We start from the raw sequence: 21,264 nt of genomic DNA, 5'->3' as shown, positions 1-21,264 counted from the left end.
GCCCGCCCCGGCGACCCGGCCCGCCCGCTACGCCGACTGCACGCGGTGCAGCTGGGCGTACCGCCCGTCGAGGGCGAGCAGGTCGTCGTGCGAACCGATCTCCACCACGCGACCCCGCTCGAGCACCACGATGCGGTCGGCCGAGCGGATGGTGGACAGCCGGTGCGCGACGACGAGGGTCGTGCGGCCCTGCATGAGCCGGCCCATGGCGACCTGGATCTTCGCCTCCGACTCGGGGTCGAGCGCGCTGGTCGCCTCGTCGAGCAGGAGCACCCGCGGATCGCGCACCAGCGCCCGCGCGATCGACAGCCGCTGCCGCTGCCCGCCCGAGAGCCGCGCCCCGCGCTCGCCGACGACGGTGTCCCACCCGTCGGGCAGCATCTCCACGATCTCGAGGGCGTTCGCGTCGCGCAGGGCGTCGAGGATGCGCTCGTCGTCGACCTCGCCGAGGCCGTAGGCGACGTTCTCGCGGATCGTGCCCTCGAAGAGCACCGACTCCTGCGGCACCACCGACACGAACCGTCGGAAGGTGCGCAGGTCGAGTGCCTCCATGTCGGCGCCGTCGAGCAGGACGCGACCGCCGGTCGGGCGGAGGAAGCCGAGCACGAGGTTCAGCAGCGTCGACTTGCCCGAGCCCGACGAGCCGACGAATGCGACGGTCTCGCCCGCCGCGATGTCGAGGTCGATGCCGTCCAGCGCCGGCGCCTGGGCGTCCTCGTACCGGAACGACACGTGCTCGAGGTCGAGCGCTCCGGTGACGTGCTCGACCGGCTGCTTGCCCTCGTTGCGCTCGAGGTCGGGCTCCTGGAGCACCTCGGCGATGGAGCGCACCGATTCGGTGCCGCGAGCCATGACCGGCAGCAGCATGAGCATGTTCGTCGCGGCGCCCGTGAGCAGCGTGAAGTACGACGAGAGCAGCACGACCTCGCCCGCGCTGATCGGCAGCCAGCCCGAGATCGAGACCCAGGCCGCGAGCACGAGGCAGACCACGCCGAGCAGCTGCAGGCTGACCCACGAGATGGACGCGAAGCGCCCGTTCAGCAGGTCGAGCCGGTAGCCCGCGGTGCGCACGCCCTCGGCGCCCGTCGCGATGCGGCCGACCGCGACCTGCTCGAGACCGTGGGCGCGCGTGATCGGCAGCAGGGTCGCCATCTCGCCGACGCGCGCCGAGAAGCCCTCGACCTCGCGGCGGAACTCCTCGTTGCGCTGGAAGGACCGTCGTCGCAGCACGGCCCGCAGCAGCACGGCGAGCGGGATGGTGAGCGCGTAGACCGGCAGGAAGGCGGGCACGGTGATCGCGGTCATCGTGACGGCGCCGAGGAGCACCATGACCGCCGACAGCAACGGCTGCCCGACCTGCTGGAGCATCACCTCGATGTTCTCGGCGTCGCGCACGACCTTGGTCTGCACGACCGCGGAGTTGGATCGCGAGTGGAAGCCGATCGACAGCGCCTGGAGGCGAGCGGCGAGCGCGTTGCGCAGGTCGGCGCCGATCGAGCGCACCGCGCCCATGAACAGGCGGATGTAGAGCACGTGGAAGGGGTAGTTCTGCAGCAGCAGCACGATGGCGACGGCGGCCCAGATCGCGAGCACCTGGAGCGGCCCCCCGGCGACGACGACGTCGATGATCGCCGCGGTGATGACGGGGAGGAACCAGAGCGGGGTGTCCTTGATCGCGAACGATGCGATCGCCAGCAGCACCCGTTTCCGGTGCAGGTCGAGCAGGCGCAGGATGCTGCGCAGGGGGCGCTGCCCGTCGACGGCCGCCCCCACTTCGGAATACGCTTTCTCGGTCATCGTCCGACCATCCTCCCACCTCCCCGGACCGACCGCCCACGGGTGGCGGGCAATATCCTGTGCACGTGACCGAGCCGCACCTCCCCCCGCCCGCCGACGCCGCGTCGGCCGCCGCACTCGCGGCGCACGGGCTGCGCTACGCCCTCGTCGACGCCGCGGACCACGAGGCGTTCGACCGCTGGATCGAGGCCGACGAGCGCGGCTTCCACGCCCCCGCACCGACCTCCGACCGCCTCGCGGCGACGCGCGAGCGGGTCGGGTACCGCCGCACCACGGGCGTGTACGACGGCACCGCCGCCGAGCCCGAGACCCCCGTCGCGACCGTGAGCTCGTGGGTCGCGCAGCTCACCGTCCCCGGCGAGCGCACGCTCGACGCCTGGGCCGTCAGCTCGGTCACCGTCGCCCCGACCCACCGCCGCCGCGGCATCGCCCGCGCGCTGCTCGAGGGCGAGCTGCGCACCGCCGCAGGTGCCGGCGTGCCCGCCGCGATCCTGACGGCGAGCGAGGCGACCATCTACGGCCGGTTCGGCTTCGCACCCGCCGCGCCCGCCGCCACGATCACCGTCGACCGGCGCCGCGTCGGCTGGGCGGGCCCCGCACCCGAGGGCACCGTGCACTTCCGGTCCCCCGGGGCGCTGCGCGCCGAGGTCGAGCCGATCGCCGAGCGCGCGCTGCTGCGCATCCCCGGCGAGGTCGACCGCTGGCCGGGGTTCTGGGACCGCGCGCTCGGCCTCATCGACCCCGACGCCGAGCGCTCCCGCGCGATCCGCTGCGCCCGGTACGACGACGCCGACGGGCATCCGCGCGGCTTCGTGGTCTACGCGGTGCGGCGCAGCGAGCCCGACCACGGCACCGTCGTCGTCGACCAGCTCATCGCGGAGACCGACGAGGCCTACCGCGCGCTCTGGCGGTTCGTGCTCGAGCACGACTTCGTCGACACGGTGCGCGCGCCGCTGCGTTCACTCGACGAGCCGCTGCGCTGGATGGTCTCCGACCCGCGCGCCATCACGACCGGCGAGCTCGGCGACCACCTGTGGCTGCGCGTGCTCGACGTCGCGGCGACGCTCGAGACGCGTTCCTACGCGGCATCCGCTCGCCTCGTGCTCGAGGTCGACGACCCGCTCGGCTTCGCCGCCGGCACGGTGGTGCTCGAGACGGATGCCTCGGGGCGGGCGTTCGTGCACGCCGCCGACGAGCGGTCCGACCTGCGTCTCGGCGTGCAGGAGCTCGGCGCGATCGCGCTCGGCGCGACCCGCCCGTCGGTGCTCGCAGCGGCCGGTCGGCTCGAGGGGCGGGCCGACGCGATCACGGCTGCCGACCGCGTCTTCGCGGCCGACCGCACCCCGCACCTCGGCTTCTGGTTCTGACGCCGTCACGGGCGTCCGGCGCGCTCGGCGGCGCCGGTCGCCGCGGCCCGCGCGGCCCGGGCACCGGCCTCCGGGCGACACGACGGCGCTCTCCGGCCGGTCCTGTCCACGGGGCATGCGCCGCGCTAGAGTCAGGGCAGCGAAGGGGGGCGCTCATGGCTGAGGTCCGCAGTGTCAACAGGGGGAAGGTCATCTGGCTGGCATCGGCCGGCGCGGTGGGGGGCTTCCTCTTCGGGTTCGACTCGTCGGTGATCAACGGCGCGGTCGAGCCGATCCAGGCGCAGTTCGGGCTGAACGCCACGACCACCGGCATCGCCGTCGCGAGCGCCCTGCTCGGCTGCGCGTTCGGCGCGTGGCTCGGCGGTCGCGTCGCCGACCGGTTCGGCCGCATCCCCTCGATGGTGCTCGCCGCGACGCTGTTCTTCGTCTCGGCGCTCGGCTCGGGCATGGCCTTCGGCGTCTGGGACCTGATCGCCTGGCGCCTCATCGGCGGCGTCGGCGTCGGCATGGCGTCGGTCATCGCCCCGGCCTACATCGCCGAGATCTCCCCCGCCGCGATCCGCGGCAGGCTGGCCTCCCTGCAACAGCTCGCGATCACCACCGGCATCTTCGCCGCGCTGCTCTCCGACGCGGTGTTCGCCGCCCTCGCGGGCGGCGCCGACCAGCCGTTCTGGCTCGGCGCGGAGGCCTGGCGCTGGATGTTCATGGCCGAGGCCGTGCCGGCCGCCGTGTACGGCCTCATCGCCCTCACGCTGCTCGAGTCGCCGCGCTACCTGGTCATCCAGAACCGCGAGCACGACGCGATCGAGGTGCTCCTGAAGATCGGGGGCGAGCAGGCGCCCGAGGACGAGGTCCGCGCGATCCGCGAGGACATCGAGCGCGACCGGAAGCTCGAGAAGGTCGCGACGCTGAAGGGTTCGGCGCTGGGCCTGAAGCCGATCGTCTGGGTCGGCATCGCGCTGAGCGTGTTCCAGCAGTTCGTCGGCATCAACGTGATCTTCTACTACTCGAACACGCTCTGGCAGTCGGTCGGCTTCGACGAGAGTTCCTCGTTCGCGATCTCGGTGGCCACGTCGCTCGTGAACATCGCCGTCACGATCGTCGCGATCTCGCTCATCGACAAGGTCGGCCGGCGCCCGCTGCTGCTCACCGGCTCGATCGGCATGACGGTCTCGCTCGCGACCATGGCGATCTGCTTCAGCCAGGCGACCATCATCGACGGCGCGCCGGTGCTCGAGGGCGCGTTCGGCCCGATCGCGCTCGTCGCAGCGAACCTGTTCGTGATCTTCTTCGGCGTCTCGTGGGGCCCCGCGGTCTGGGTGCTGCTCGGCGAGATCTTCCCGAACTCGATCCGCGGCAAGGCGCTCGGGCTCGCCGCCGCAGCGCAGTGGATCGCGAACTTCCTCATCACGGTGAGCTTCCCGGCGCTGGCGGGCCTGTCGCTCGTGTTCACGTACGGCATGTACGCGGCGTTCGCGGCGCTGTCGTTCCTGTTCGTGCTGCGCTTCATCCCCGAGACGCGCGGGCGCTCGCTGGAGGAGTCGGGACACCTCGAGCGCCCGGTGGCGCGCTCGCGTCAGGCCGGCACGACGAGCTGAGCGGATGCCTTGCGGCGACGCCGCCGTGTCGCCGTCGCGGGCGCCTCAGCGCCGCAGTTCGATCGCGCTGACGCCCGAGAACCCGAGCCACGCGCGGTCGTCGGACTCGACGACCGTGACGAGCACGTTGTCGCAGTTCGCGCAGCGGGCGACGAGCCCGGCGGCATCCGTGTAGAGCATGGCGCGCGCGAACTCGGCGATCGTGCCGCAGCCGGCGCACCGGCCGCGGGCGGTCGTCACGTCGAACGCGAAGAACTTCGAGAGCTCGCCCGCGAGGGCGTTGCCGTCGAGGTGGGTGTGCGTCATCAGGTGCCTCCGAATCGCTCGGTGCGGATCGCGCGGGCGTCGTGGCCGAGCTCGATCAGCCACGACGCGACGCGCTCGACGAATCCCGTCGAGCCGCAGACGTAGACGAGCGGTGCGTCGGCGGCGGGCACGACCGCCGCGGCGAGCTCGTCCCGGGTGAGCCGGCCGACGTGGCCGGTCCAGCCCTCGGGCGCGCGGCGCGTGTACGCGTGCGCGAGCCGGAAGTCGTCGGATGCCTCGGCGAGCGCCGCCAGGTCCTCGGCGAAGAACGCGTCCTCGGGCGTACGCACCGAGAGGAGCAGTCGCATCGGCGTCGGATCGGACGCCGCGCCGTGCGCCGCCGCGATCGCCACCAGCGGCACGACGCCCGAGCCCCCGGCGATCAGCTGCACCGGTCGTGGGCCGTCGGCCGAGGCATCCGACAGCCGCTCCCCCGGCTCGAGCGGATGCCACACGAAGAAGCGCCCGAGCGGGCCGTGCACCTCGAACTCGTCGCCGACCCGCACCTCGTCGACGAGGAACGGTGAGACCTCGCCGCCCGGGAGCCGGTCGATCGCGAGCACGACCCGGGTACCCGGGCCGGAGGAGGCGATCGAGTACGACCGGGTCGCGGTGTAGCCGTCGGGCGCGGTGAGCCGCACGTCGAGGTGCTGCCCCGCGGCGTTGCCCGGCCAGGTCGGCACGTCGAGCACGAGCCGGCGGGCGCTCGGGGTCTCGGGCGTCGCCACGACCACGACGGCCACGTGCCACCCCGACCGGGGCACCGCCGCGCTCACCAGTAGCGCTCCTCCCGCCACGGGTCGCCGTGGTTGTGGTAGCCGTACTGCTCCCAGAAGCCGGGCTGGTCGTCCTCCATCAAGACGAGGCCGCGCACCCACTTCGCGCTCTTCCAGAAGTACAGGTGCGGCACGAGCAGGCGCGCGGGGCCGCCGTGCTCGGGCTCGAGCGGCTCGCCGTCGTACTCGATCGCGATCCAGGCCTGCCCGTCGAGCACCTCCTCGAGGGGGAGGTTCGTGGTGTAGCCGCCGTAGCTGTGCGCCATGACGTAGCCGGCGTCGGTCTCGACCTGCGCGAACAGCGCGTCGAGCGGCACCCCGCGCCATATGGTGCCGAGCTTCGACCAGTGGGTCACGCAGTGGATGTCGGTCTCGACGTCCTCCAAGCCGGCGTCGAGGAGGCCCTGCCAGTTCCAGGTGTGCTCGGCGCCCGTCTCGGTACGGATCGTGAACGCCCACTCGGCGGTGTCGACCTCGGGCGTCGGACCTGCCGAGAGCACCGGGAAGTCGCGCGCGAGCGTCTGACCCGGCGGCAACCGGTCGTCCCGGTCGCGGCCCCGGCCCGTGAAGCCCCTCGTGATGAACGACATCGCACTCCTCCCGATGTGAGCGACACTAGCCCCACGCGGGCGCGCTGTCACCGGCCGATCCGCCCGGCCGCCGGTAGCGTGGGGGCATGATCTCCGTCGAGGCGCACCTCGCCCGGGTCCTCGCGGCCGTCGACCCGCTCACGCGTCGCGACACGGTGGGGCTGGCGGATGCCACGGGCCGCACGCTCGCCGTCGACCTGGTGAGCCACCTCGAAGTGCCGCCCTTCGACAACTCCGCGATGGACGGCTACGCGGTGCGGCGCGCCGACCTGCGCGGCGCGACCCCGGAGGCGCCGGTGGAGCTCGAGGTGGTCGCCGACCTCCCGGCGGGCGCGGGCGACGACCCGGCACTGGAACGCGGCCAGGCGGTGCGCATCATGACCGGTGCGCCGGTGCCGTCCGGGGCCGACGCGGTCGTCGCCGTCGAGGCCACCGACGGCGGCACGGAGCGGGTGCGGATCGCGCTCGAGCCCGTCGCCGGCCGGCACATCCGCCGTGCGGGCGAGGACGCCCGCCGCGGCGCCGCGGTGCTGACCGCCGGCACCGTGCTCGCGCCCCGACACCTCGCCGCCGCGGCCGCCGCCGGGCACGCGGTGCTCGACGTCGTCGCGCGCCCCCGCGTCGCGATCGCCGCGACCGGCAGCGAGCTGGTCGCACCGGGCGAACCGCTCCCGCACGGCAGCATCCCCGACTCGAACTCCACCCTGCTCGCGGGCCTCGCCGCCGATGCCGGCGCGGAGGTCGTCGCGGCCGGGCGCCTCCCCGACGACCCCGACGCGGTGCGTGCGTGGCTCGCCGCCCTCCCCGGGTGCGACCTCGTGGTCTGCTCCGGCGGGGTGAGCGTCGGCGCGCACGACGTGGTCCGCGCGGTGCTCGGCGCGACCGGCCAGGTCGTGTTCGAGCAGGTCGCGATGCAGCCGGGGCGGCCGCAGGCGTTCGGCAGCCTCGCCGACGGCACCCCGGTGTTCGGGTTGCCCGGCAACCCCGTCGCGGTGCACGTGTCGTTCGAGATGTTCGTGCGGCCGGCGATCCTGCGCCTGCTCGGGCGCCGCCGCCCCGAACCGGTGCCGCTCGTCGTCGGCGCCGGCTGGCGCTCGCCCGCAGGCCGCGTGCAGGTCATGCCGATCGCGGTGACCTCGCAGGTGGCCTCCCTCGTCGCGGTGCCCGCCTACCCCGGCGGTTCCGCGTCGCACCTCGTGACCGGCCTCGCCGCCGCCGACGGGTTCGCGGTCGTCCCGGCCGACGTCACCGAGGTCGCCGTGGGCCAGACCGTGCCCGTGCTCCTCGCCGGCCGCTGACGTTCGTACACGGTAAGACGTACCGGCACCGCGCCCGGCGCAACCGCGCCTAGGCTGGAACGCATGACCTCGATCGCGCTCGGCCTGCCGCGCATGCGCCGCGACCCCGGGGCGATGCCGTCGATGGACGGCCGCCCCGACACCGGCGCGCTCGTCGACCGCTACGGACGCATCGCGCACGACCTGCGGGTCTCGATCACGTCGGTCTGCTCGCTGCGCTGCACGTACTGCATGCCCGCTGAGGGGCTGCCGGTGATCCCGAAGGACGAGCTGCTGTCGGCCGAGGAGATCGCCCGCCTCGTCGGCCTCGCGGTGCGCGACCTCGGCGTGCGCGAAGTGCGCTTCACCGGCGGCGAGCCGCTGACGCGCCCCGACCTCGTCGAGATCGTGCGGCGCTCGGCCGAGGCCGCCCCCGGCACGCCGCTCGCGCTCACCACGAACGGCATCGGGCTCGACCGCAAGGCCGCCCCGCTCGTCGCGGCCGGCCTCACCCGCGTGAACGTCTCGCTCGACACGCTCGACCGCGCGCACTTCGCCAAGCTCACCCGGCGCGACCGCCTGCCCGCCGTGCTCGCCGGCATCGACGCCGCACACCGCGCCGGGCTCGGGCCGATCAAGATGAACGCCGTGCTCATGCGCGAGACGCTGCACGACGCCCCCGAGCTGCTGGCCTGGGCGATCGACCACGGCTGCCGGCTGCGCTTCATCGAGCAGATGCCGCTCGACGCCGACGAGGCGTGGCAGCGGGCGAACATGGTCGACGCCCGCGAGCTGCTCGACGTGCTCGGCGCGCGCTTCGCGCTCACGCCCGTCGGCCGCGACGACCCCGCTGCGCCCGCCGAGGAGTGGCTCGTCGACGACGGCCCCGCGACCGTCGGCATCATCGCCTCGGTCACGCGCCCGTTCTGCGGCGCCTGCGACCGCACGCGCCTGACCGCGGAGGGCTCGGTGCGCTCGTGCCTGTTCGGCGACGAGGAGACCGACCTGCGCGGCCTGCTGCGCTCCGGCGCCGACGACCAGGCGATCGCCGAGTACTGGCGCGCGGCCATGTGGGGCAAGAAGGCCGGGCACGGCATCGACGACCCGTCGTTCGTGCGGCCCGTGCGCACCATGGGAGGCATCGGTGGCTGAGTCGTTCGCCGACCGGGGCGCCGGCTCGGGGGCATCCGTCGCCCTCGACGCCGTGCACGTCCGCTACTTCGCCGCGGCCGCCGAGGCCGCCGGCGTCGACGAGGAGATGCTCGACGGCCTCGCGACCGTCGGCGACCTGCGCGATGCGCTGGTCGAGCGCTACGGGCCCGCGATGGCCCGCGTCGTCGCGAACGGCTCGTTCCTGGTCGACGGCGTCGTCAGCCGCGACCCCGCGACGCCGCTCGCGGGCACCGTGGACGTGCTGCCCCCGTTCGCGGGTGGATGATGGGTCGATGACCTCCCCCCGCACGCGCTGGATCGGCCTCGTCGTCATCAGCGTGGCCGTCGCGCTCATCATCGTCGACTCGACCATCGTGAACGTGGCGATCCCCTCGATCGTCGACGACCTCTCGCTCACGTCGACCCAGGTGCAGTGGGTGCAGGAGAGCTACACGCTGGTGTTCGCCGCGCTGCTGCTGGTGTTCGGCACCCTGGCCGACCGGTTCGGCAGGCGGCGGATGCTCCTGATCGGCATCACCATCTTCGCGCTGTCGTCGGTCGTGGCGGCGCTCGCCCCGACCGGGGGCGCGCTCATCGCCTCGCGCGTCGTGCAGGGGGTCGGCGGCGCGATGATCCTGCCGACGACGCTGTCGATCATCAACTCGACGTTCCGCGGGCGCGACCGCGGCATCGCGTTCGCCGTCTGGGGCTCGACGATCGGCGGCATGGCGGCCGTCGGCCCGCTGCTCGGCGGCTGGCTCACGACCGACTTCTCCTGGCGCTGGGCGTTCGGCATCAACGTGCCGCTCGGCGTGCTCGTCGTGATCGGCGCGCTGCTGTTCGTGCTCGAGTCCCGGGCCGAGCACCCCGTGAAGGTCGACCTCGTCGGCGCGGCGCTGTCGGTCGTCGCATCCGCCAGCCTCGTCTTCGGGCTCATCGAGGGCCGCAGCTACGGCTGGTGGCTCGCCGAGCCCGACCTCGTGATCGGCGACTGGACGTGGCCGTTCGACCTGTCGCCGATCCCGATCGCGTTCGCGATCTCGGCGGCCGGCATCGCGGCGTTCATCGCGTGGGGCCTGCACCGGCAGCGCCGCGGCCGCAGCACCATGCTCGACTTCTCGCTGTTCCGCATCCCGTCGTTCCGCAACGGCAACATCGCCGCGCTGCTGGTGTCACTCGGCGAGTTCGGCATCATCCTGTCGCTGCCGCTCTGGCTGCAGAACGTGCTCGGCTACGACGCCCTGCAGACCGGCTGGGTGATCGTCGCGCTCGCGGCCGGCTCGTTCGTGGCGAGCGGCGCGGCCGGGTCGACGAGCGGTCGCATCGCGCCGGTCTGGGTCGTGCGCGCCGGCATCATGGCCGAGATCCTCGGCCTGCTGCTCATCGCCTGGGTGATCTCGGTCGACACCCCGTGGTGGCAGATCGTGATCGGCCTGTTCGTGTACGGCTTCGGGGTGGGGCTCGCGACCGCGCAGCTCACCGGCGTGATCCTCGTCGACGTGCCGGTCTCGGCGAGCGGCCAGGCCTCGGGCACGCAGTCGACATCGCGCCAGGTCGGGTCCGCGCTCGGCATCGCCATTCTCGGCACGGTGCTGTTCAGCTCGCTGGGCACCGAGATGGACGCGCGCCTCGGCGACCTGCCCGACGCCGCGCGCGAGCAGGTCGTCTCGGTCGTGGTCGACAGCGCGGGCTCCGCGATCCCGTCGCTCGACGCGCAGTCGCCCGAGGCGGCGGATGCCGCCCGCGAGGCGTTCAGCGACGCGACCCGCTGGTCCGCGCTGGCGGCCGCCGGGTTCCTCGCGGTCGGCCTGCTCGCGACCCTGTCGCTGGGTTCGGGGCGAGCCGTGCGCGACGACGAGCCCGACGAACTGGAATCGGCCGACCGCCCCGCCTGAGCGCGGGCCGCGTCCTGCTCAGAGCTCGGCGAGCGCGCGACGGATGTGCCCGTCGCCGTACACCTCGTAGCCGATGACGCTGATCCACGGCGCGACGGTCAGCACGAGGACCGGCCAGGCGAGCGAGACCCCGGCGGCGGCGAGCAGCACCGCGCCGACGATCGTGACCACGGTCGCGATCATCAGCCAGACGTGCACCGCGTCGCGTCCGGGCAGGAGCAGGTGGAAGAGCCCGTACACGGCCAGCACGTAGAGCGCCAGCGGCACCGCGACCGTGAGCGTCGTCGCGACCTCGTCGAGCTCGCTGTGGTGCTCCAGGGCGTAGGCGACCGCGTGCAGCCCGGCGCCGACCGCAGCGATGGCGGTGTAGATCACGAGGTGCGAGTACGCCCAGCGCACGCCGAGGTCGCGGCGCCGGCCCAGGATCTCGCCGTGCGGCAGGGAGAAGTAGACCCACCACATGCCGACGACCATCGCGATGCCCGAGAACGCCAGCACGCCCGCGTCGAGCGTCCAGCCGACCTCCGTGGTCACCGCGCCCACCGCGGTCGTGGTGCCGAGCACGACCTCGCCGAACGTGATGATGCCAAGCAGCCCGAACCGCTCGGCGATGTGGTGCGGATGGATCGGCAGGCGCCCCTCCTGTCGCTCGAGCACTGCGGAGCCGCCGACCTCGGTGAGGTACAGCGCACCCATCAGCACGAGCAGCGCCGGCATCGGCAGCGGCGCGAACGCCGTCACGAGCCATCCGACCTGTGCCGCCGAGATCAGCCAGACGTAGCCGAGCAGCACGCGGCGGTGCTCCGGGTCGTTCCGCGCCGCCCGCAGCCACAGGCTCACCATCGACAGGCGCATGATCACGTACCCCATCACGATGACGTCGTTGTCGAGCACGCCCTCGTCCAGCCCGGCGAACAGATCGCCGATGCCGAGCGCGAGCACGGTGACGCCGACCATCTGCACGAGGGTCGCGATGCGGAAGCCCCAGTCGTCGGTGTCGTACGCCGAGGCGAACCACGCGAACGTCATCCACGCCCAGATGATCGCGAACATGCAGAACAGGAACGCGCCGATGCCCGACCACACGTGCCCGGCGGCGAGGCTGTGCGCGAGCTCCGACCCCGCGATCGAGAACGCCACGACGAGGGTCAGGTCGTAGAGGAGCTCCAGGGGCGTCGCCGCGCGATGCGCGTCACGCGGGTCGCGCCCCACCATCGGGACGAGGCCGTGCGGGCTCCGGGTGCGCTGCGGTTCAGTGCTCATGCCGCCACCCTAGGGCGGCGGCGCGGCGCGCGGCCAGAACGCCCTGTGCAGAGGTCCCACGGCGCACGGCGCCCCGGGTCTACGCTCACGAACATGGGCACCCTGTCCGTCGTGATCCCGTCGTTGAACGACGCACGGATGCTCGAGCAGTGCCTCGCCGACCTCGCCGTGCAAACGCGCGCGCCCGACGAGATCATCGTGGTCGACAACGGGTCGACCGACGACACCGCCGCCGTGGCGCTCGCCGCCGGTGCCCGTCTCGTGCACGAGCCCGTGCGGGGCGTTCTGCACGCGACCGCGGCCGGGTTCGACGCGGCGTGCGGCGACGTGATCGGCCGGCTCGACGCCGACTCGCGGCCGGCGGCCGACTGGGCAGCGCGGGTGGAGCGGCGATTCGAGTCGGATGCCACGCTGGGCGCGCTGACCGGAACCGGCGTGTTCTACGGCTGCGGCCCGGTGCTGCGCGCCGTGGCGGGCCGGGTCTACCTCGGCGGCTACTTCTGGTTCATGGGCATGATCGTCGGGCAGACCCCGGTGTTCGGCTCGAACTTCGCACTGCGCCGCGAGGTCTGGTCTGCCACGCGCGACGCGATCCACCTCGACGACCCGCGCGCCCACGACGACCTCGACATCAGCTTCGCGCTCGGCCCCGACGTGGGCGTCGACTACGACCCGGAGCTGCACGTCGGGGTGTCGGCGCGTCCGTTCGACGACGGGGCCGGGCTGCGCCGCCGGGCGTCCTGGGCGTTCCACGGCATCGCGGTGAACTGGGCGGAGGTCGGCTGGTGGACCCGTCGCCGCCGCTGCGCACGCGGTCGCCGCGCTCGCCGCGCCGCACAGCGACTGGCCGCGGTGCGGCACCTGACGTCGGGGTCGGACCAGGGCCTCGCCGCGTAGCGCCGACCGCTCAGCGCCGACCGCTCAGTGCCGCAGGAACGCGAGCATCGCCTCGGTGAGCTGGTGCGGCGCGGTCTCGCACGGGCTGTGCCCCGTCGGGATCTCGACGAACGTCGCCCCCAGCCGCCGCGCGAAGGCCGCGTGCGCGCCCTCGCGCCAGACGTCGCCCGCGCCCACCGCGACCAGCACCGGCAGGCCCGACGCGCGCAGCTCGTCCGCCAGGTCGGGCGTGCGCTTCATCAGGGCGAGGATGTCGCCGACGCTCGACACTCGGGTGAGGCGGAACCGGTCGGTGACGAACCGCGCACGGTCTGCGGGTGCACGGTGCACGTTCAGCCGGAGCGCCGCGACGAACACGGGGCCGAGGGCACGTCCCGGCACGAGCGGGCTCAGCGGCCCCAGCACCTTGAACCCGCGCAGCGCCTGTCCCGCGAACGGCGGGGCCGACAGCAGGGTGAGGCTCGCGAACGCCGCCGGACGTCGCAGCGCCGCATCCGCCGCCACAGTCCCCGCGTACGAGTAGCCGAGCACGTGGGCGGGCGTCGCGCCGGTCTCGAGCACCGCGAGCAGGTCGTCGACGAAGAGCCGGCGCGAGTAGCGCCGCTCGGGCGGGTCGAGGCGCTCGGGGCCCGCCTCCCACGACTCGTACTGCCCGGCCATGTCGAACGCCTCGACCCGGTACCCCGCATCCGCGAGCAGCGGCATCATCAGGAGGAAGTCCTCCTTCGATCCCGTCATGCCGGGCACCAGGAGCACGCGCTGGGCAGTCGCGGGCCCGAGCGCGATGCGGGCGAGCGGCCCGCTGGGCGCGTGGACGGTGTCCCGCACGAACCGCTGCGGCACGCGCGCCCAGTCCGTCGGCCCGATCGCGGCGTCGCGGCGCGCCGCCGCACGGCGCGCGGCGTCCGTGCCGGTGCCGGGGAACAGGTCGTCCGCGAGGGCATTCACTGCACCGGGACGATACTCCCCGGCTCATCGCCCCGTCGGGACCTTGGGAACGTGGTGTGGACGACGTGCGCACCCCCGGGAGGAGCAGTATGGAGTGCGTGACGAGCAATCCGTTCGAGTCCATGCCCTGGCTCGCGTCGTACGCCGACGGCGTACCGCACGAGATCGAGGCGCCGACGCAGACCCTGCCGGAGATGCTCGCCGCGAGCGTCGCCGAGCACGCCGGGCGGCCCGCACTGGAGTTCTTCGGCGCGGTCACGACCTATCGCGAGCTCGGCGAGCAGGTCGAGCGTGCGGCCCAGGGGCTGCGTCGGCTCGGCGTCACCGCGGGCGACCGCGTGGCGATCGCGCTGCCGAACTGCCCGCAGCACGTCGTCGCGTTCTACGCGGCGCTGCGGCTCGGCGCGATCGTCATCGAGCACAATCCGCTGTACACCGCCCGCGAACTGCGGCACCAGTTCGAGGACCACGGCGCGCGCGTCGCGATCGCGTGGGACAAGGCCGTCGACACGATCGCGGGGTTCCCGAGCGACCTGCGGGTCGAGCACGTCGTGAGCGTCGACCTCACGCGGGCCATGCCGCTGCGCACCCGCCTGGCGCTGCGCCTGCCGATCCCGAAGGCGCGCGCTGCGCGCGAACGCCATGCAGGGCGTCGCCTGGGTGCCCGGGCTCGAGATCGGCGGCGAGACGTTCTACGGCGTGCTGCCGCTGTTCCACGCCTACGGCCTGACGCTGTGCCTCACGACCGCGATGAGCATCGGGGCGAAGCTCGTGCTCTTCCCCACGTTCGACGCCGGCCTCGTCACGACCGCGGCGAAGCACAGCCCGCCGACGTTCCTGCCCGCCGTGCCGCCCATCTACGACCGGCTCGCCGCGGCCGCCTCGCGTGGCGACGTCGACCTGTCGCACATCCGGTTCGCCATCTCGGGCGCGATGAGCCTGCCGGCCGAAACCATCCGGCACTGGGAGGAGGTCACCGGGGGCCTCCTGGTCGAGGGCTACGGCATGACCGAGACCTCGCCGCTCGCCGTGGGCAACCCGATGGGACCGACACGGCGGCCGGGCACCGTGGGGGTGCCGTTCCCGAGCACCGACATCCGCATCGTCGACCCCGACGAGCCGACCGTCGACCGCCGGCTCGGCGAGGCGGGCGAACTGCTGATCCGCGGGCCGCAGGTCTTCGGCGGCTACTGGCGCCGCCCGGTCGAGACCGCCGCCGCGCTGCTGCCCGGCGGCTGGCTGCGCACCGGGGACATCGCGACCGCTGACGCCGACGGGTTCATCACCATCGTCGACCGCATCAAGGAGCTCATCATCACGGGCGGGTTCAACGTCTCGCCCACCGAGGTCGAGGCCGCGCTCGAATCGCATCCCGACGTCGTCGCGTCGGCCGCGGTCGGGCTGCCGAACCCGCGCGGCGGGGAGGAGGTCGTCGCCGCCGTCGTGCTGCGCGACGGCTGCACGCTCGACTCCGACGCGCTGCGCGACCACTGCCGTGAACGGGTCGCGGCGTACAAGGTGCCCCGCCGCGTCGTCGCGCTCGACGACCTGCCGCGCTCGCTCATCGGCAAGGTGCTGCGGGCCCGGGTGCGCGAGCAACTGCTCGCGGGCTGACCCGACGCGCGGTGTCAGGACACTGCCACGAGCCCTCGATCCCCGGCCCCGATTGCCACGATATGTCGATCCTGTTACACGCGTGTGCGAACGGCCATCGGCCGGCCGGGGATGCGTGAGACTGAGGTTCGGCGGCGGAATTCCGCCCTTGAACGAAGTCGGAGGGGACGGATGCATCTCTCGCCCGCGGACACGGAGAAGCTGTTGCTCGCCGTTGCCGGAATGGTGGCACGCGACCGGCGCGAACGCGGCGTGAAGCTCAACCATCCCGAGGCTGTCGCCCTGCTGTCGACGTGGGTCATCGAGCGCGCCCGAGACGGTGCCGACGTCGCCCAGCTCATGGACGACGGGCGCGCCGTGCTGACGCGAGACGACGTGATGGACGGGGTCGCCGAGATGCTCGCCGACGTGCAGGTCGAGGCGACGTTCCCCGACGGGCGCAAGCTCGTGACCCTCCACCACCCGATCGACTGAGGAGCCGAACGTGTCGTCATCCGCAGCATCCGGCCCTGGCGCCATCCGCGTGCGCCCCGGCACCATCGAGCTGAACGCCGACCGCACCGAGGCCGAGCGACTCGAGCTGGTGATCCTGAACGCCGGCGACCGCCCGGTGCAGATCGGCTCGCACATCCACCTGCCCGACACGAACGCCGCGCTGCAGTTCGACCGCGCGGCGGCCGCGGGCTTCCGGCTCGACATCCCGTCGGGCACCTCGGAGCGCTTCGAGCCCGGCGTGTCGAAGCGGGTCGGGGCGGTCGCGCTGCGCGGCCGGCGGCTCGTCCCGGGCATCCAGGTGCGACCGAACGGGGAGGAGCACTGATGGTGCACATCGACCGCGAACGCTACGCCGCGATCTACGGCCCGACCACGGGCGACCAGGTGCGGCTCGGCGACACCGACCTCTGGATCGAGCTCGAGGACGACCTCACGGTCGGCGGCGAGGAGGCCGTGTTCGGCGGCGGCAAGTCGATCCGCGAGTCCATGGCGCAGAGCACCGTCTCACGTGCCGACGGCGCGCTCGACTCGGTGATCACCAATGCGATCATCCTCGACTGGTGGGGCGTCGTGCGCGCCGACGTGGGCATCCGCGACGGCCGCATCGCCGGCATCGGCCGCGCGGGCAACCCCGACATCGCCGACGGGGTCGACGCGGCACTCGTCATCGGCCCGTCGACCGACGTGATCTCCGGCGAGGGCAAGATCCTCACCGCGGGCGCCATCGACTCGCACGTGCACCTGCTCTCCCCCTCGCAGATCCACGAGGCGCTGGCGACCGGCATCACCACCGTCGTCGGCGGCGGCACCGGCCCGTCGGAGGGGTCGAAGGCCACCACGGTGACGCCGGGCGCGTGGCACCTCGAGCAGATGCACCGCTCGATGGACCACCTGCCCGTGAACGTGCTGCTGCTCGGCAAGGGCAACACGGTCTCGCGCGCGGCGTTCGAGGAGCAGGCGCTCGCGGGCGCCGCGGGCTACAAGGTGCACGAGGACTGGGGCTCGACGCCCGCGGCGATCGACGCGAGCCTCACGGCCGCCGAGGAGTGGGGGCTGCAGGTCGCGCTGCACAGCGACTCGCTGAACGAGGCCGGCTTCGTCGAGTCGAGCATCGCGGCGATGGCCGGGCGCAGCATCCACGCGTTCCACGTCGAGGGCGCGGGCGGCGGTCACGCCCCCGACATCCTCTCGATCGCGGGGCTCCCCTACGTCATCCCCGGATCGACGAACCCCACGCTGCCGCACACGGTCAACACGGTCGCCGAGCACCTCGACATGCTGATGGTCTGCCACCACCTGAACCCCGGCGTGCCCGAGGACCTCGCGTTCGCCGAGTCCCGCATCCGGGCGACGACCATCGCGGCCGAGGACATCCTGCACGACATGGGCGCGATCTCGATCACGTCCTCCGATGCGCAGGCGATGGGCCGCATCGGCGAGGTGGTCACGCGCACCTGGCAGGTCGCCCACGTGATGAAGCACCGGCGCGGGGCCCTCGGCGGCGGGCTGCCGGCCGACAACGAGCGCGCCCGGCGATACGTCGCCAAGTACACCGTGAATCCCGCGATCGCCCATGGCATCGACGGCGAGGTCGGGTCGATCGAGGTGGGCAAGCTCGCCGACCTCGCCCTGTGGGACCCGAAGTTCTTCGGCTTCCGCCCGAGCGTCGTGATCAAGGGCGGCGGGCTCGTGTGGGGCGCCCTCGGCGACCCGAACGCCTCGATCCCGACGCCGCAGCCCGTGCTCATGCGCCCGGCGTTCCTCGACGCGATCGGCGGCCCGCTCTCGGTGTCGTTCGTCGCGCCGGCCGCGCTCGACGCGGGCATCGAGGCGCGCCTCGGGCTCCGCCGCCGGCTGCTGCCGCTGCGCCCGACCCGTGACGTCGGCAAGGCCGACATGCGCAACAACGACGCCCTGCCCCGGATCGACATCCGCCCCGACACCTTCGACATCTCGATCGACGGCGAGCTCGTGGAGCCCGCACCGGCCGCGACCCTGCCGCTCGCGCAGCTCTACCAGCTCTTCTGATGCCGCAGCTCGCACCGTCCACGGCCGCCATGCTCCTGGCCGACGCCCGGCTCCCGTCGGGCGGCCACGCCCACTCGGCGGGCGTCGAGCCCGCGCTCGTGGCCGGCCTGGCGCCGGCCGACCTGCCCGCCCTGCTCCGCAGCCGCGCCGCGACCACGGCGCTCGTCGAGGCGGGCACCGCCGTGGTCGCCCGCCACGTGCGACTCGCCGACGGCGACCTGGACGCCGTCGAGGCCGCGTGGGCGGCCCGCACGCCGAGCCGTGCGCAGCGCGACGCGGCCCGGGTGCTCGCACGCGGCTACCTCCGCGTCGGCGGGGAGCTGCTCCCCGGCGACGCGGTCATCGCCGCCTGGCGCGAGCGCCGCACCCCGCCCCCGCGGCCGTCGGTGCTCGGGGTCATCGCGGCGGGGCTCGAGCTGCCGCCGATGGAGCTCGCACGCCTCGTCGTCTACGAGGACCTGCAGGCCGCCGCGGCGGCGGTGCTGAAGCTCGAGCCACGCGACCCGCTCGACCTGGTGTCGCTCGTGGTCGAGCGGTGCGCGGCGGTCGAGCCCGACCTCGCCGCGATCGCGGAGATCACCGCACCGGCCCAGATCCCGGCGCCCAGCGCGCCGCAGTCCGAAGCGTGGGCCGAGGCCCACGCCCGATCCACCAGGAGGCTCTTCCGTGCCTGAGAACCCGTCCACCCCCCGCGCCCTGCGCCTCGGCGTCGCCGGCCCGGTCGGCACCGGCAAGTCGTCGCTCATCGCGACCGTCTGCCGCGCCCTCGCCGACGAGATCCGCATCGGGGTCATCACCAACGACATCTACACCGACGAGGATGCCCGGTTCCTGCGCTCCGCGGGGGTGCTGGCGCCCGAGCGCATCATCGCGGTCGAGACGGGCGCCTGCCCGCACACCGCGATCCGCGACGACGTCACCGCGAACCTCCTGGCCGCCGAGGACCTCGAGCGCACCTTCGACCCGCTCGACCTCGTCGTGATCGAGTCGGGCGGCGACAACCTCACCGCCACCTTCTCCCCCGCGCTCGTCGACGCGCAGATCTTCGTGCTCGACGTGGCCGGCGGCGGCGACGTCGCCCGCAAGGGCGGCCCGGGCATCGGCCGCGCCGACCTGCTGGTCGTCAACAAGACCGACCTCGCGCCGTACGTGGGCGTCGACGTGCCGCAGATGGTGGCCGACGCGACCGAGGCGCGCGACGGACGCCCCGTGCTCGCCCTCTCGCGCACCGACGAGGTTTCGGTGGCCGCGCTGCGCGCGTGGGTGCTGTCGGTGCTCGCCGCGCACCGCGCGGGCTCCCACGTGCCGCAGGACCCGGGCCCCATGGCGCCCCACTTCCACGCGGACGAGGACGGCACCGGCTACCTGCACACCCATGAGGGCGGCGAGGACGACCACGCGCACGCGGGTGCCGCCCCGCACGACCACGCGACCCACGAGCATGCGGAGCACGACCACGCGGAGCACGCGCACCCGTGAGGCCCACCGTCGTCGACGTCGCGCCCCGCGGCGACGAGGTGTCGTGCGCCCTCTCGGGCGAGCTCGTGGTGCCGCGACTGGTGCGCCGCCGTGGGCGGGCCGCCGAGGTCGCACTCGTCGCGGGCCGGGCCATGCTGCTGCCCGGCGACGAGGTGCGCATGCGCATCGCGGTCGGGCCGGGCTGCACGCTCACCCTCGTCGACATCGGCGGGCTCGTCGTCTACGGGCGCGACGGTGCGGGCGAGCCGTCGGGCTGGCACGCCCGCATCGAGCTCGCCGCCGACGCGCACGTGGCCTGGGACGGGCTGCCCACCGTCGTCACCGACGCCGGCGACCTCCGGCGCTCCCTCACGATCGTGCTCGGCCCGGGGGCATCGGCCACCTGCCGGGAGACCCTGGTGCTGGGCCGCGCCGGCGAGCGCGGCGGTCGGCTCCGGTCGACCACGGATGCCTCCGACGGCACGGGGCCCCTGCTGCACGAGACGCTCGACGTCTCCGGCAGCGACCCGGTCCCCGGCATCCTCGGGCACCACCGCGTCATGGACGGGATCCTCGCGCTCGGCGACCGCGCACCCGTCGACGACGTCGCCGGCGCGACCAGGCTCGACCTCGAGCGCGGGGGCACGCTGCTGCGCCACCTCGGCGAGGCGGCGCACGAGAGCCCGCTCGCGGGACTGGTGCGCGTCGCGCCGCCGCACGCGTCTTCCCCGACACCGCCGGCCGAGCGACCCGACCGGGCCCGGAGCCTCGCGTGAGCAGGCTCACCCCGGCGGCGCGCGCCACCCTGTTCGTGGTCATCGGGCTGCCGGTCGTCGGGTGGGCCCTGTTCGCGGCGGTCGTGCTGCCCGCGGACGCGCGGGCCGGCACGGCCGCGTTCGGCATCGGCCTCGCGACCACGGCATTCGTGCTCGGCATGCGGCACGCGTTCGATGCCGACCACATCGCCGCGATCGACAACACGAGCCGGAAGCTCGTCGCCGACGGCCGCGATCCGGCCGGCGTGGGCCTCTGGTTCGCGCTCGGCCACTCGACGGTGGTGCTCGTCGCGGTCGGGCTCGTCACCGCCGGCCTCGGTGCGCTCACGTCGCAGATCGGGGTGGACGACTCGCCCCTGGCATCGGTCGCCGGCGTCTGGGGGCCGACCGTCTCGAGCGTGTTCCTGCTGGCGATGGCGGCGACGAACCTCGTCATCCTCGCTGGCCTGTTCCGGGGGTCCCCCCGGCATGCCGACCCGGCCGCCCACGGCCGGGACGACCGACCGGTCGCCGCAGGCCCCGTCTCGCGACTGATCGCGCGGACCTCGGCGACGCTCGACGCGCCCTGGAAGATGTTCGTCGTCGGCCTGCTGTTCGGCCTCGGCTTCGACACGGCGTCGTCGATCACCCTGCTGCTGCTGGCGGGCGGCGCGGGCGTGGTGCTGCCCTGGTACGCGGCCATGGTGCTGCCCCTGCTGTTCACCGGGGGCATGGTCATGTGCGACGGGCTCAACAGCGTCGTCACGGCCGGGATCTACCGCTGGTCGGCCGACCGGCCCGAGCGACGACGCCGGTACAACGCCGCGCTGCTCTCGATCTCGGTCGCGGTGGCGGTCGTGGTCGGCACGGTGGGGCTGTGCGGCGTGCTCGTCGGCGCGCTCGGCGTGCGCTGGGCGCCGGTGGTGGCGGTGGCGGCGACCGACCTCGACTGGTTCGGGCCGATCATCGTCGGCACCGTCGTGCTCGCCTGGCTCGCGGGGTGGCTCGCCACGCGCGCGCAGGAGCGCGCGTCGGCGCCGGCCTGATC

The 21,264-nt window shown here is 73.8% G+C and carries 20 protein-coding genes and 1 pseudogene; 15 read left to right on the top strand and 6 right to left on the bottom strand.

Going from position 1 to position 21,264, the window contains the following annotated elements:
• Positions 1-27: 27 nt before the first annotated feature.
• The gene (locus ABZK10_RS09570) at positions 28-1,797 is read right to left on the bottom strand and encodes an ABC transporter ATP-binding protein (protein ID WP_353808962.1); all 1,770 of its coding nucleotides are present in this window, start codon (positions 1,795-1,797) and stop codon (positions 28-30) included.
• 65 nt (positions 1,798-1,862) lie between these two features.
• On the opposite strand from ABZK10_RS09570, the gene ABZK10_RS09565 reads away from it, so the two are divergent.
• Entirely contained in the window at positions 1,863-3,164 is a 1,302-nt protein-coding gene (locus ABZK10_RS09565; RefSeq protein ID WP_353808961.1) for a GNAT family N-acetyltransferase, read from the top strand.
• 155 nt (positions 3,165-3,319) lie between these two features.
• Positions 3,320-4,762 (top strand): sugar porter family MFS transporter, encoded by a 1,443-nt coding sequence (locus ABZK10_RS09560; protein ID WP_353808960.1) that lies wholly within the window; start codon positions 3,320-3,322, stop codon positions 4,760-4,762.
• Positions 4,763-4,807: 45 nt separating this feature from the next.
• Here ABZK10_RS09560 and ABZK10_RS09555 read toward each other — a convergent pair whose 3' ends face one another.
• From ABZK10_RS09555 to ABZK10_RS09545, 3 genes are read right to left on the bottom strand one after another with little or no spacing between them, the layout of a single operon-like run.
• Positions 4,808-5,068 (bottom strand): DUF6510 family protein, encoded by a 261-nt coding sequence (locus ABZK10_RS09555; protein WP_353808959.1) that lies wholly within the window; start codon positions 5,066-5,068, stop codon positions 4,808-4,810.
• Positions 5,068-5,844: an FAD-binding oxidoreductase gene (locus ABZK10_RS09550; RefSeq protein WP_353808958.1), complete on the bottom strand. Its 777-nt coding sequence runs from the start codon at positions 5,842-5,844 to the stop codon at positions 5,068-5,070. The genes ABZK10_RS09555 and ABZK10_RS09550 overlap by 1 nt, the downstream gene beginning before the upstream one ends.
• Entirely contained in the window at positions 5,841-6,434 is a 594-nt protein-coding gene (locus ABZK10_RS09545) for a sulfite oxidase-like oxidoreductase (RefSeq protein WP_353808957.1), read from the bottom strand. Before ABZK10_RS09545 ends, ABZK10_RS09550 begins: the two co-directional genes overlap by 4 nt.
• 86 nt (positions 6,435-6,520) lie before the next feature.
• Here ABZK10_RS09545 and ABZK10_RS09540 point away from each other — a divergent pair, with 86 nt between their 5' ends.
• The 4 genes from ABZK10_RS09540 (at position 6,521) to ABZK10_RS09525 (ending at position 10,758) form a co-directional block, all read left to right on the top strand.
• The gene (locus tag ABZK10_RS09540; RefSeq protein ID WP_353808956.1) at positions 6,521-7,732 is read left to right on the top strand and encodes a molybdopterin molybdotransferase MoeA; all 1,212 of its coding nucleotides are present in this window, start codon (positions 6,521-6,523) and stop codon (positions 7,730-7,732) included.
• 63 nt (positions 7,733-7,795) lie between these two features.
• Positions 7,796-8,863, top strand: coding sequence for a GTP 3',8-cyclase MoaA (gene moaA / locus ABZK10_RS09535; protein WP_353808955.1), 1,068 nt, complete (start codon positions 7,796-7,798; stop codon positions 8,861-8,863).
• Positions 8,856-9,149 (top strand): MoaD/ThiS family protein, encoded by a 294-nt coding sequence (locus tag ABZK10_RS09530; protein WP_353808954.1) that lies wholly within the window; start codon positions 8,856-8,858, stop codon positions 9,147-9,149. Before moaA ends, ABZK10_RS09530 begins: the two co-directional genes overlap by 8 nt.
• Positions 9,142-10,758: a DHA2 family efflux MFS transporter permease subunit gene (locus ABZK10_RS09525; protein WP_353808953.1), complete on the top strand. Its 1,617-nt coding sequence runs from the start codon at positions 9,142-9,144 to the stop codon at positions 10,756-10,758. The genes ABZK10_RS09530 and ABZK10_RS09525 overlap by 8 nt, the downstream gene beginning before the upstream one ends.
• An 18-nt stretch (positions 10,759-10,776) precedes the next feature.
• Here the strand turns inward: ABZK10_RS09525 and ABZK10_RS09520 are convergent, their stop codons facing one another.
• Positions 10,777-12,021 carry a low temperature requirement protein A gene (locus tag ABZK10_RS09520; RefSeq protein WP_353808952.1) on the bottom strand — a complete coding sequence of 415 codons (1,245 nt, stop codon included), beginning with the start codon at positions 12,019-12,021 and terminating at the stop codon, positions 10,777-10,779.
• Positions 12,022-12,114: 93 nt separating this feature from the next.
• Between ABZK10_RS09520 and ABZK10_RS09515 the strand changes: the two genes are divergently transcribed.
• Positions 12,115-12,918, top strand: a complete 804-nt coding sequence (locus ABZK10_RS09515; protein ID WP_353808951.1) for a glycosyltransferase family 2 protein — start codon at positions 12,115-12,117, stop codon at positions 12,916-12,918.
• A 24-nt stretch (positions 12,919-12,942) separates the two neighbouring features.
• Here ABZK10_RS09515 and ABZK10_RS09510 read toward each other — a convergent pair whose 3' ends face one another.
• Positions 12,943-13,866, bottom strand: coding sequence for an alpha/beta fold hydrolase (locus tag ABZK10_RS09510; protein ID WP_353808950.1), 924 nt, complete (start codon positions 13,864-13,866; stop codon positions 12,943-12,945).
• An 89-nt stretch (positions 13,867-13,955) separates the two neighbouring features.
• Here ABZK10_RS09510 and ABZK10_RS09505 point away from each other — a divergent pair.
• From ABZK10_RS09505 to ABZK10_RS09470, 8 genes and pseudogenes are all read left to right on the top strand, one after another.
• A pseudogene (locus ABZK10_RS09505) lies at positions 13,956-15,480 on the top strand (AMP-binding protein).
• A gap of 171 nt (positions 15,481-15,651) precedes the next feature.
• Complete coding sequence (locus ABZK10_RS09500; RefSeq protein WP_353808949.1) at positions 15,652-15,954, top strand: urease subunit gamma; 303 nt, start codon at positions 15,652-15,654, stop codon at positions 15,952-15,954.
• A 10-nt stretch (positions 15,955-15,964) separates the two neighbouring features.
• On the top strand, positions 15,965-16,300 hold the full coding sequence (gene ureB / locus ABZK10_RS09495) for an urease subunit beta (RefSeq protein WP_353808948.1): 336 nt from the start codon (positions 15,965-15,967) through the stop codon (positions 16,298-16,300).
• Entirely contained in the window at positions 16,300-18,003 is a 1,704-nt protein-coding gene (locus tag ABZK10_RS09490) for an urease subunit alpha (RefSeq protein ID WP_353808947.1), read from the top strand. Before ureB ends, ABZK10_RS09490 begins: the two co-directional genes overlap by 1 nt.
• Entirely contained in the window at positions 18,003-18,677 is a 675-nt protein-coding gene (locus ABZK10_RS09485; protein ID WP_353808946.1) for an urease accessory protein UreF, read from the top strand. The genes ABZK10_RS09490 and ABZK10_RS09485 overlap by 1 nt, the downstream gene beginning before the upstream one ends.
• Complete coding sequence (gene ureG, locus ABZK10_RS09480; RefSeq protein ID WP_353808945.1) at positions 18,670-19,482, top strand: urease accessory protein UreG; 813 nt, start codon at positions 18,670-18,672, stop codon at positions 19,480-19,482. The genes ABZK10_RS09485 and ureG overlap by 8 nt, the downstream gene beginning before the upstream one ends.
• Positions 19,479-20,237, top strand: coding sequence for an urease accessory protein UreD (locus ABZK10_RS09475; protein WP_353808944.1), 759 nt, complete (start codon positions 19,479-19,481; stop codon positions 20,235-20,237). The genes ureG and ABZK10_RS09475 overlap by 4 nt, the downstream gene beginning before the upstream one ends.
• The gene (locus ABZK10_RS09470) at positions 20,234-21,262 is read left to right on the top strand and encodes a HoxN/HupN/NixA family nickel/cobalt transporter (RefSeq protein ID WP_353808943.1); all 1,029 of its coding nucleotides are present in this window, start codon (positions 20,234-20,236) and stop codon (positions 21,260-21,262) included. Before ABZK10_RS09475 ends, ABZK10_RS09470 begins: the two co-directional genes overlap by 4 nt.
• Positions 21,263-21,264 lie beyond the last annotated feature (2 nt).

Source organism: Agromyces sp. SYSU T00194 (genome assembly GCF_040496035.1).
Taxonomy (GTDB): domain Bacteria; phylum Actinomycetota; class Actinomycetes; order Actinomycetales; family Microbacteriaceae; genus Agromyces; species Agromyces chitinivorans.
The sequence above is the reverse complement of the archived record's forward strand: the minus strand, read 5'-3'. Positions and strand labels throughout refer to the sequence as shown.

Bases quoted from the DNA above. Each gene is read 5' to 3' on its own strand.
- ABZK10_RS09570 (WP_353808962.1), bottom strand. From the start codon at position 1,797: ATGACCGAGAAAGCGTATTCCGAAGTGGGGGCGGCCGTCGACGGGCAG.
- ABZK10_RS09560 (WP_353808960.1), top strand. From the start codon at position 3,320: ATGGCTGAGGTCCGCAGTGTCAACAGGGGGAAGGTCATCTGGCTGGCA.
- ABZK10_RS09555 (WP_353808959.1), bottom strand. From the start codon at position 5,068: ATGACGCACACCCACCTCGACGGCAACGCCCTCGCGGGCGAGCTCTCG.
- ABZK10_RS09545 (WP_353808957.1), bottom strand. From the start codon at position 6,434: ATGTCGTTCATCACGAGGGGCTTCACGGGCCGGGGCCGCGACCGGGAC.
- ABZK10_RS09540 (WP_353808956.1), top strand. From the start codon at position 6,521: ATGATCTCCGTCGAGGCGCACCTCGCCCGGGTCCTCGCGGCCGTCGAC.
- moaA (WP_353808955.1), top strand. From the start codon at position 7,796: ATGACCTCGATCGCGCTCGGCCTGCCGCGCATGCGCCGCGACCCCGGG.
- ABZK10_RS09520 (WP_353808952.1), bottom strand. From the start codon at position 12,021: ATGAGCACTGAACCGCAGCGCACCCGGAGCCCGCACGGCCTCGTCCCG.
- ABZK10_RS09515 (WP_353808951.1), top strand. From the start codon at position 12,115: ATGGGCACCCTGTCCGTCGTGATCCCGTCGTTGAACGACGCACGGATG.
- ABZK10_RS09500 (WP_353808949.1), top strand. From the start codon at position 15,652: ATGCATCTCTCGCCCGCGGACACGGAGAAGCTGTTGCTCGCCGTTGCC.
- ABZK10_RS09490 (WP_353808947.1), top strand. From the start codon at position 16,300: ATGGTGCACATCGACCGCGAACGCTACGCCGCGATCTACGGCCCGACC.
- ABZK10_RS09485 (WP_353808946.1), top strand. From the start codon at position 18,003: ATGCCGCAGCTCGCACCGTCCACGGCCGCCATGCTCCTGGCCGACGCC.